This window comes from Burkholderia sp. ZZQ-2 (genome assembly GCF_050768715.1).
GTDB lineage: Bacteria > Pseudomonadota > Gammaproteobacteria > Burkholderiales > Burkholderiaceae > Burkholderia > Burkholderia cepacia.
In genome coordinates this window covers 1-6,425 of the sequence record NZ_LDVA01000309.1, presented here as the reverse complement: position 1 = coordinate 6,425, position 6,425 = coordinate 1, and the positions used below count along the sequence as shown (strand labels likewise).

The following is a 6,425-nucleotide window of genomic DNA, read 5'->3' as shown; positions in this document are numbered from 1 at the left end:
GTCGAGCCGGTTGCGCGGATGCTTGAACGGCACCTTGATCTCGGCGATCACGCGGCCCGGGTTCGACGACAGCACGAGGATCCGGTCGCACATGAACACGGCTTCCTCGATGTTGTGCGTGACGATCAGCACCGACTTGATCGGCATGCGGCCTTGCGTCCACAGGTCGAGCAGGTCGGTACGCAGCGTCTCGGCGGTCAGCACGTCGAGCGCGGAGAACGGTTCGTCCATCAGCAGGATCGTCGGGTCGACGACGAGCGCGCGCGCAAAGCCCACGCGCTGGCGCATGCCGCCCGACAGCTCGCGCGGGTACGCGTTCTCGAAACCGTCGAGACCGATCAGGTCGATCGCGGCAAGCGCACGCTCGCGCCGCTCGCGCGCGCCGACGCCGAGCGCTTCCAGCCCGGCTTCCACGTTCTGCAGCACGGTGAGCCACGGGAACAGCGCGAAGGTCTGGAACACCATCGCGACGCCTTCGGCCGGGCCGCGCAGCGGCTTGCCGAGATAGGTCACCTCGCCGCCGGTCGGCTCGATCAGCCCGGCGATGATGCGCAGCAGCGTCGACTTGCCCGAGCCGGAACGGCCGAGCAGGCCGACGATCTCGCCTTCGCGCAGCGACAGGTTCGCATCGTCGAGCACGAGCAGTTCGCCCTGCGTCTTGTTGAAGCCGCGACAGACGTGGTCGACGCGCAGGATTTCCTCACCGAGGCGCGGCGGCTGGTTCGTCTGGACGGGGGCGTTTACAGCATTCGGATTGTGCATCGCGTTTCGCTCTCAATCGGTCTCAGTCGAGCCGCAGCTTCGCTTCGGCGAAGGCATACAGCGGACGCCACAGCAGGCGGTTGAACAGGGTAACGAACAGGGACATCACGGCGATGCCCAGGATGATCTTCGGAAAGTCGCCGGCGGCGGTGGTCTGCGCGATATAGGCACCGAGGCCGTGCGCCTCGATCCTGGTATTGCCCCACTGCACGGCTTCCGACACGATGCTCGCGTTCCACGCGCCGCCCGATGCGGTGATCGCGCCGGTCACGTAGTACGGGAAGATGCCGGGCAGGATCGCCTGCCGCCACCACTGCCAGCCGCGGATGCGGAAGTTCGTCGCCGCTTCGCGATAGTCGTTCGGGTAGGACGTCGCACCGGCGATCACGTTGAACAGGATATACCACTGCGTGCCGAGCACGATCAGCGGCGACAGCCAGATATCGGCGTTCAGGTGGAAGCGCGCGATCACGATCACGAACACCGGGAACAGCAGGTTCGCCGGGAACGCGGCGAGGAACTGCGCGAGCGGCTGCAGCTTCTCGGCGAGCCGCGGGCGCAGCCCGATCCACACGCCGATCGGCACCCAGATGACCGATGCGATCGCGATCAGCACGACCACGCGCAGCAGCGTGATGAGCCCGAGCATGACCACATGGCCGACCTCGGCCATCGTCACGCCGGTCGACACGAAGCTGATGACGCGCCACACGATATAGGCCGTGCCGAGCAGCACGAGCGCGGCCCATGCGATGTCGACCGTGCGCGACGCCTTCTTCTCGACTTTCGGCAGCGTGAAGCGCATCGCGCCCGACAGCGGCAGGCGCAGCGGAATCCGCGCGGCCTTCGCGAAGAACCAGCCGGCCGGCACGAGCAGCTGATGAATCAGGCGCGTGCGGCGGACGAGGTCGAGCAGCCAGGATTGCGGCGCGTCGCCCGACGCGGTGTTTTCCATCCGGAACTTGTCGGCCCACGCGATCAGCGGGCGGAACAGGAACTGGTCGTACGCGAGGATCACGACGGTCATCGTGAGGATCACCCAGCCGATCGCACCGAAGTTCTTGTCGGAGATCGCCTGCGCGAGGTAAGCGCCGATGCCCGGCAGCGTGATGGTCTGGTTGCCGACGGTGATCGCCTCCGACGCGACGACGAAGAACCAGCCGCCCGACATCGACATCATCATGTTCCAGATCAGGCCGGGCATCGAGAACGGCACTTCGAGCTTCCAGAAGCGCTGCCAGGACGTCAGGTGGAAGCCTCGCGACACTTCGTCGAGGTCGCGCGGCACCGTGCGCAGCGACTGGTAGAAGCTGAACGTCATGTTCCACGCCTGGCTCGTGAAGATCGCGAAGATCGCCGCGAGCTCGGCGCCGAGCACGCGGCTCGGGAACAGCGCAAGGAAGAACGTGACGGTGAACGAGATGAAGCCGAGCACCGGCACCGACTGCAGGATGTCGAGGATCGGGATCAGCACCATGCCGGCACGACGGCTCTTGGCCGCGAGCGTGCCGTAGACGAGCGTGAACGCGAGCGACGCGACCATCGCGGCGAGCATCCGCAGCGTGGTGCGCAGCGCGTATTCGGGCAGGTTCGACGGGTCGAGCGAGATCTTCTGCGTCTGCAGGGTGCCGATCGGCGCCATCGTTTCGTGGAAACCGACGACCGCCATCGCGATCAGGCAGATGATCAGCGGAAACGCGATGAAATCCCACCGGTTCGGCAGAACACGCCATGCGGACGCGTTGGCGGTCCGGTTCGGATTGAAGAATCCGACGTTCATCAGGCGCCCTCCCCGGTAAGGCCGAACGAAGCCGGCAGTCGATGTTGATTCATGGCAAAGCGCACGGGTGCGGTAATTCGATTGACTGACGATCGCGCGCGAGCGCGGTGCGCCGTGCGTGCACGCGCTGCCGCGCGCCGGACGTGCCGGCCCGCGACGGCACGACACTACACCAACCTGTATTTCAGGTACAACCGTCCGGGAACGGCGCAGGCGGCGCACGGATCGTGCCTGGCGCGCGGGCGAATGACGGGTGCGCGGTACAAGCAGCCCGGCCACACTCCTTCGGCCGGCACGCAGGCCCGAATTATGCCGTGATCCGGCCCGGCCGGGAACCCGCCCGCCGCACGCACGCGCAAACCATGTCGGGCGTCATCAGCCCGATACGACTAAGCGGGTATGATCGGGGCTGGCCCCTGGGGTCGGTTGCGGCCGTACCGATGGCAACGCATGCGCGTTCCCGGTGTCCGCAGGCCCTAGGGATCGATCGACGAGCGGGAGGAAAGGGAATGGCAGGAAACTTGGTGATCGTCTGCCGCGATCAGGATGCCGACGCGTTCTACGAATTGATGCAGGAATACGGGTCGTTCCAGACGCGGCTGTCGTCGACGGCATGGTACCTCAACATGAACGTCGTGCCTGAATCGCTGCAGGAAGAAATCCTGGAGCGCCTCGGCCGGTATACGACCGTCTACATCTTCGAGGCCACCAGCGTGACCTACAACACCATCGACAGCAACGCGGCCGAGACGCTCGGTACGCTGTTCGGCGAATGATGCCACGCGGCGCCAGCCCGGCCGGGCCGGCGCCGCAGCCGCTCATGCGGCCTGTGCGTGGGGTTCGTCCTTCGGCACGGCCTCGAACGGGAACGTCATCGCGACACGCAGGCCGCCTTCGGGGCGGTTGCCGATGTCGCACGCCCCGCCCAGCCTGAGTACGAGCCGCTCGACGATCGCGAGCCCGAGCCCGCTGTGGCCGTTCCCGCCGCGTGCGGGATCGAGCCGCACGAACGGCCGTGTCGCCGCCGCGAGATCGCGCGGGGCGATCCCGCCGCCGCTGTCGCTGACCGACAGCACATAGCCGGCCGGCGTGCGTGCCGTCTCGACGAGCACGGGCGGCGCACCGTACGCATGCGCGTTGTCCAGCAGGTTCGACAGGATCCGGTCGAGCGTCGCCGTCGGCAGGCGGAAGCCCGGATCGGCGTCGAGCCGGGTCTGGACCGTCGGCGCGTTCGGCGCGACCGCGCGATAGCTGCGTGCGATCCGCTCGCACGCCTGATCGACCGGCACCGGCTCGCTGCGATCGGACCCGCCGTGGGCAAACACCAGAAACTGGTCGACGATGTGCGACATCGAATCGACGTCGCGCACGACGCCGTCGCGCAGCCGGACGTCGTCCATCATTTCCGCCCGCAGCCGCATCCGCGCAAGCGGCGTGCGCAGGTCGTGCGCCACGCCCGCCAGCATCACCGCACGGTCGCTCTCGGCCTGCGACACCTGTTCCACCATCTGGTTGAAGCCGTGCGTGAGCTGGCGCAGCTCACGCGGGCCGCGCTCGCGCAACGGCGGCACCGGCTGGCCGCGGCCGAAGCGCGCGACCGCGCGCGCAAGCGAACGCAACGGCTGCTGCAGCTGCCAGGCCGCGAACAGCGCGGCAATCACGCCGGCCGAGAAGATCGTGCCGAGCCACAGCAGCATCCGGTCGAGGGAGCGCGGCGGCCGCAGCGGCTGCACCGGCACCACGATCCAGTTGCGGTCGGTCGGCTCCTTCACCCACAGCACCGGCGGATGGCCGGGTGCGCCGAGCTCGACGCGCGTGCCGGGCGGCATCCGCTCGCTCACGTCGTCGCGGAACCGCCTGAGCGCCGCCGGCAGGCTCGACGGATCGCCGTTCGGCACGTCGGCGCTGTCCGGCGCCACGAGCCGCACACGCGACGGCAACGGCTGGTCGGGCGTGCGCTCGACGTGCTGGCGCACCGCGTCGACCAGGAACGCGGCCTCTTCGACCGCGTAGCGCGTCTGCATCTGGCTGCGCTCGAGCCGCATCGCGAAAAACCACGCGAAGTGCGACAGGAGCAGGACACCCACGACGAGCAGCGCCAGCCGCCCGAACAGTGAATCAATGGGTTTGCGCATGGGCCTCGCCGTCGGGCACGAACACGTAGCCGCGCCCGCGCACCGTCTGGATGAAGCGCGGCGTCGACGGATCCGTTTCGAGAATGCGGCGCAGGCGCCACACCTGGACGTCGATGCCGCGGTCGGTGCCGTCGTACTCGGGCCCGTGCAGCAGCTCGAGCAGCCGCTCGCGCGTGAGCGTGCGCAGCGCATGGTTCACGAAGATCTTCAGCAGCGCGAATTCGCTGCTCGACAGCGTGGCCGGCTTGCCGTCGACCGACAGCGTACGCGCCTGGAAGTCGAGCACGAAGCGGCCGAATCCGAACGGCTCACGCTGCTCGGGCGCCGCCGCCGACGGCGTCGCGCGGCGGCGGCGCAGCACGGCCTGCACGCGCGCGAGCAGCTCGCGCGGGTTGAACGGCTTGCCGAGGTAATCGTCCGCGCCGAGCTCGAGCCCGACGATGCGGTCGACGTCGTCCGCCCGCGCGGTCAGCATGATCACGGGGATGTCGTCGCCGGCCGCGCGCAACTGGCGCAGCGCGGTCAGGCCGTCGACGCCCGGCATCATCAGGTCCAGCACGATCAGGTCGGGCCGCTCGCGCTCGAGGCGTTTCTCGAGCGTCGCCGCGTCGTGCAGCACGGACACTTCCATCCCCTGGCGCACAAGATAGTCGCGCAGCAGGTCTCGGAGTTCTTGGTCGTCGTCGACGATGAGGATCTGGGTAGTCATGGCTCGAAGTTTACCGCGCGAGGGCGGAGTCGAAGAACGAAACAAAGGGACGAAAGGGTTACTGCGGGTTACCGCGCAAGGGAACTGTAATGCGCGGTAACCCGGCCACCGCGCCACGTAACATCGGCCGGGGCCTGCCTCGCTAACCTGCGTCTTACCGGATGCGGTACACGGCTTTCCCGGCACCGCATCGCCGGACCCTTTGGATACAAGGAGTTTCTGAAATGTATAAGAAGACTTCCCGCGTGGCCATCGCGGCCGCCACCGTGCTCGCTCTCGCATTCGGCACCGCGCACGCCGCGCAACCCGGCGACATGCCGCCTCCGGGCGGCCCCGGCGCCCACCAGATGCACGGCGGGCACGACGGCGGCCCGTTCGGCGTGATCATGAAACTGCACGACCAGCTGAAGCTCAACGCATCGCAGGAACAGCAGTGGCAGGCCGCCGTCAACACGATGAAGCAGAACCATGACGCGATGCGCAAGAGCCACGAGCAGATGCGCGAGCAGTTCAAGGCGCAGCAGAACCAGCCGATCCTCGATCTCAGCGCGATGCACGCCGCGCGCCAGCAGGCCGAGCAGCAGAACGCGCAACTGCGCGAGCAGACGTCCGCCGCGTGGCTCGCGTTCTACAACGGCCTAAACGACCAGCAGAAGACCACGGTCAGCACGGCGCTCAAGCAACAGTTCGCGAAGATGGAACAGCGCCACGAGAAGATGAAGGAGCGCTGGCAGCAGCACCGCGCGGCCAAGGCCGCGTCGGCACCGGCGCAGTAAGCCGGCGGGGCCGCTCCGCGGAGCGGCATCCTCGAAGGGGACGCGGGCACCGCCCTGCGTCCCCTTTTGCGTTTCAGGCGACGTCGAACAGCAGCACCTCGGCCGCCCGGCCGCGTGCGAACGCCACCGCGTCCACGCCGCCGATCCGCGCGCCGTCACCCGCGGCCAGCGCGCGGCCGTTCACCGCGACGTCACCGCGCACCACGTGCACATAGGCGCGGCGCCCGGCCGGCAGGTCGAACGCCGCCGCCTCGTCGCCGTCG

At 68.2% G+C, this 6,425-nt stretch carries 6 protein-coding genes and 1 pseudogene; 2 read left to right on the top strand and 5 right to left on the bottom strand.

The genetic code is table 11. The annotated features are described in order from the left end of the window. On the bottom strand, window positions 1-762 hold a 762-nt coding region (locus tag ABY44_RS27835; protein WP_431642777.1), incomplete at its 3' end, for an ABC transporter ATP-binding protein. A 22-nt stretch (window positions 763-784) separates the two neighbouring features. Continuing rightward, window positions 785-2,542, bottom strand: a complete 1,758-nt coding sequence (locus ABY44_RS27830; protein WP_059686637.1) for an ABC transporter permease — start codon at window positions 2,540-2,542, stop codon at window positions 785-787. 509 nt (window positions 2,543-3,051) lie between these two features. Here ABY44_RS27830 and ABY44_RS27825 point away from each other — a divergent pair. Further along, window positions 3,052-3,318 carry a hypothetical protein gene (locus ABY44_RS27825; protein ID WP_027786765.1) on the top strand — a complete coding sequence of 89 codons (267 nt, stop codon included), beginning with the start codon at window positions 3,052-3,054 and terminating at the stop codon, window positions 3,316-3,318. Window positions 3,319-3,360: 42 nt separating this feature from the next. On the opposite strand, the gene ABY44_RS27820 is transcribed toward ABY44_RS27825, so the two are convergent. Together ABY44_RS27820 and ABY44_RS27815 are read right to left on the bottom strand one after the other, a co-directional pair. Beyond that, window positions 3,361-4,677, bottom strand: coding sequence for an ATP-binding protein (locus ABY44_RS27820; protein WP_059697659.1), 1,317 nt, complete (start codon window positions 4,675-4,677; stop codon window positions 3,361-3,363). Then, the gene (locus ABY44_RS27815; protein ID WP_021158495.1) at window positions 4,661-5,386 is read right to left on the bottom strand and encodes a response regulator; all 726 of its coding nucleotides are present in this window, start codon (window positions 5,384-5,386) and stop codon (window positions 4,661-4,663) included. The genes ABY44_RS27820 and ABY44_RS27815 overlap by 17 nt, the downstream gene beginning before the upstream one ends. Window positions 5,387-5,610: 224 nt before the next feature. On the opposite strand from ABY44_RS27815, the gene ABY44_RS27810 reads away from it, so the two are divergent. Further along, window positions 5,611-6,162, top strand: a complete 552-nt coding sequence (locus tag ABY44_RS27810) for a periplasmic heavy metal sensor (RefSeq protein WP_027786763.1) — start codon at window positions 5,611-5,613, stop codon at window positions 6,160-6,162. Window positions 6,163-6,235: 73 nt separating this feature from the next. Here ABY44_RS27810 and ABY44_RS27805 read toward each other — a convergent pair. Next, window positions 6,236-6,425 (bottom strand): annotated as a pseudogene (locus tag ABY44_RS27805) (pirin family protein); the annotation flags it as partial.

What these genes read in the sequence shown, in the direction of transcription:
- ABY44_RS27830 (WP_059686637.1), bottom strand. Translation starts at nt 2,542, where the DNA reads ATGAACGTCGGATTCTTCAATCCGAACCGGACCGCCAACGCGTCCGCA.
- ABY44_RS27825 (WP_027786765.1), top strand. Translation starts at nt 3,052, where the DNA reads ATGGCAGGAAACTTGGTGATCGTCTGCCGCGATCAGGATGCCGACGCG.
- ABY44_RS27820 (WP_059697659.1), bottom strand. Translation starts at nt 4,677, where the DNA reads ATGCGCAAACCCATTGATTCACTGTTCGGGCGGCTGGCGCTGCTCGTC.
- ABY44_RS27815 (WP_021158495.1), bottom strand. Translation starts at nt 5,386, where the DNA reads ATGACTACCCAGATCCTCATCGTCGACGACGACCAAGAACTCCGAGAC.
- ABY44_RS27810 (WP_027786763.1), top strand. Translation starts at nt 5,611, where the DNA reads ATGTATAAGAAGACTTCCCGCGTGGCCATCGCGGCCGCCACCGTGCTC.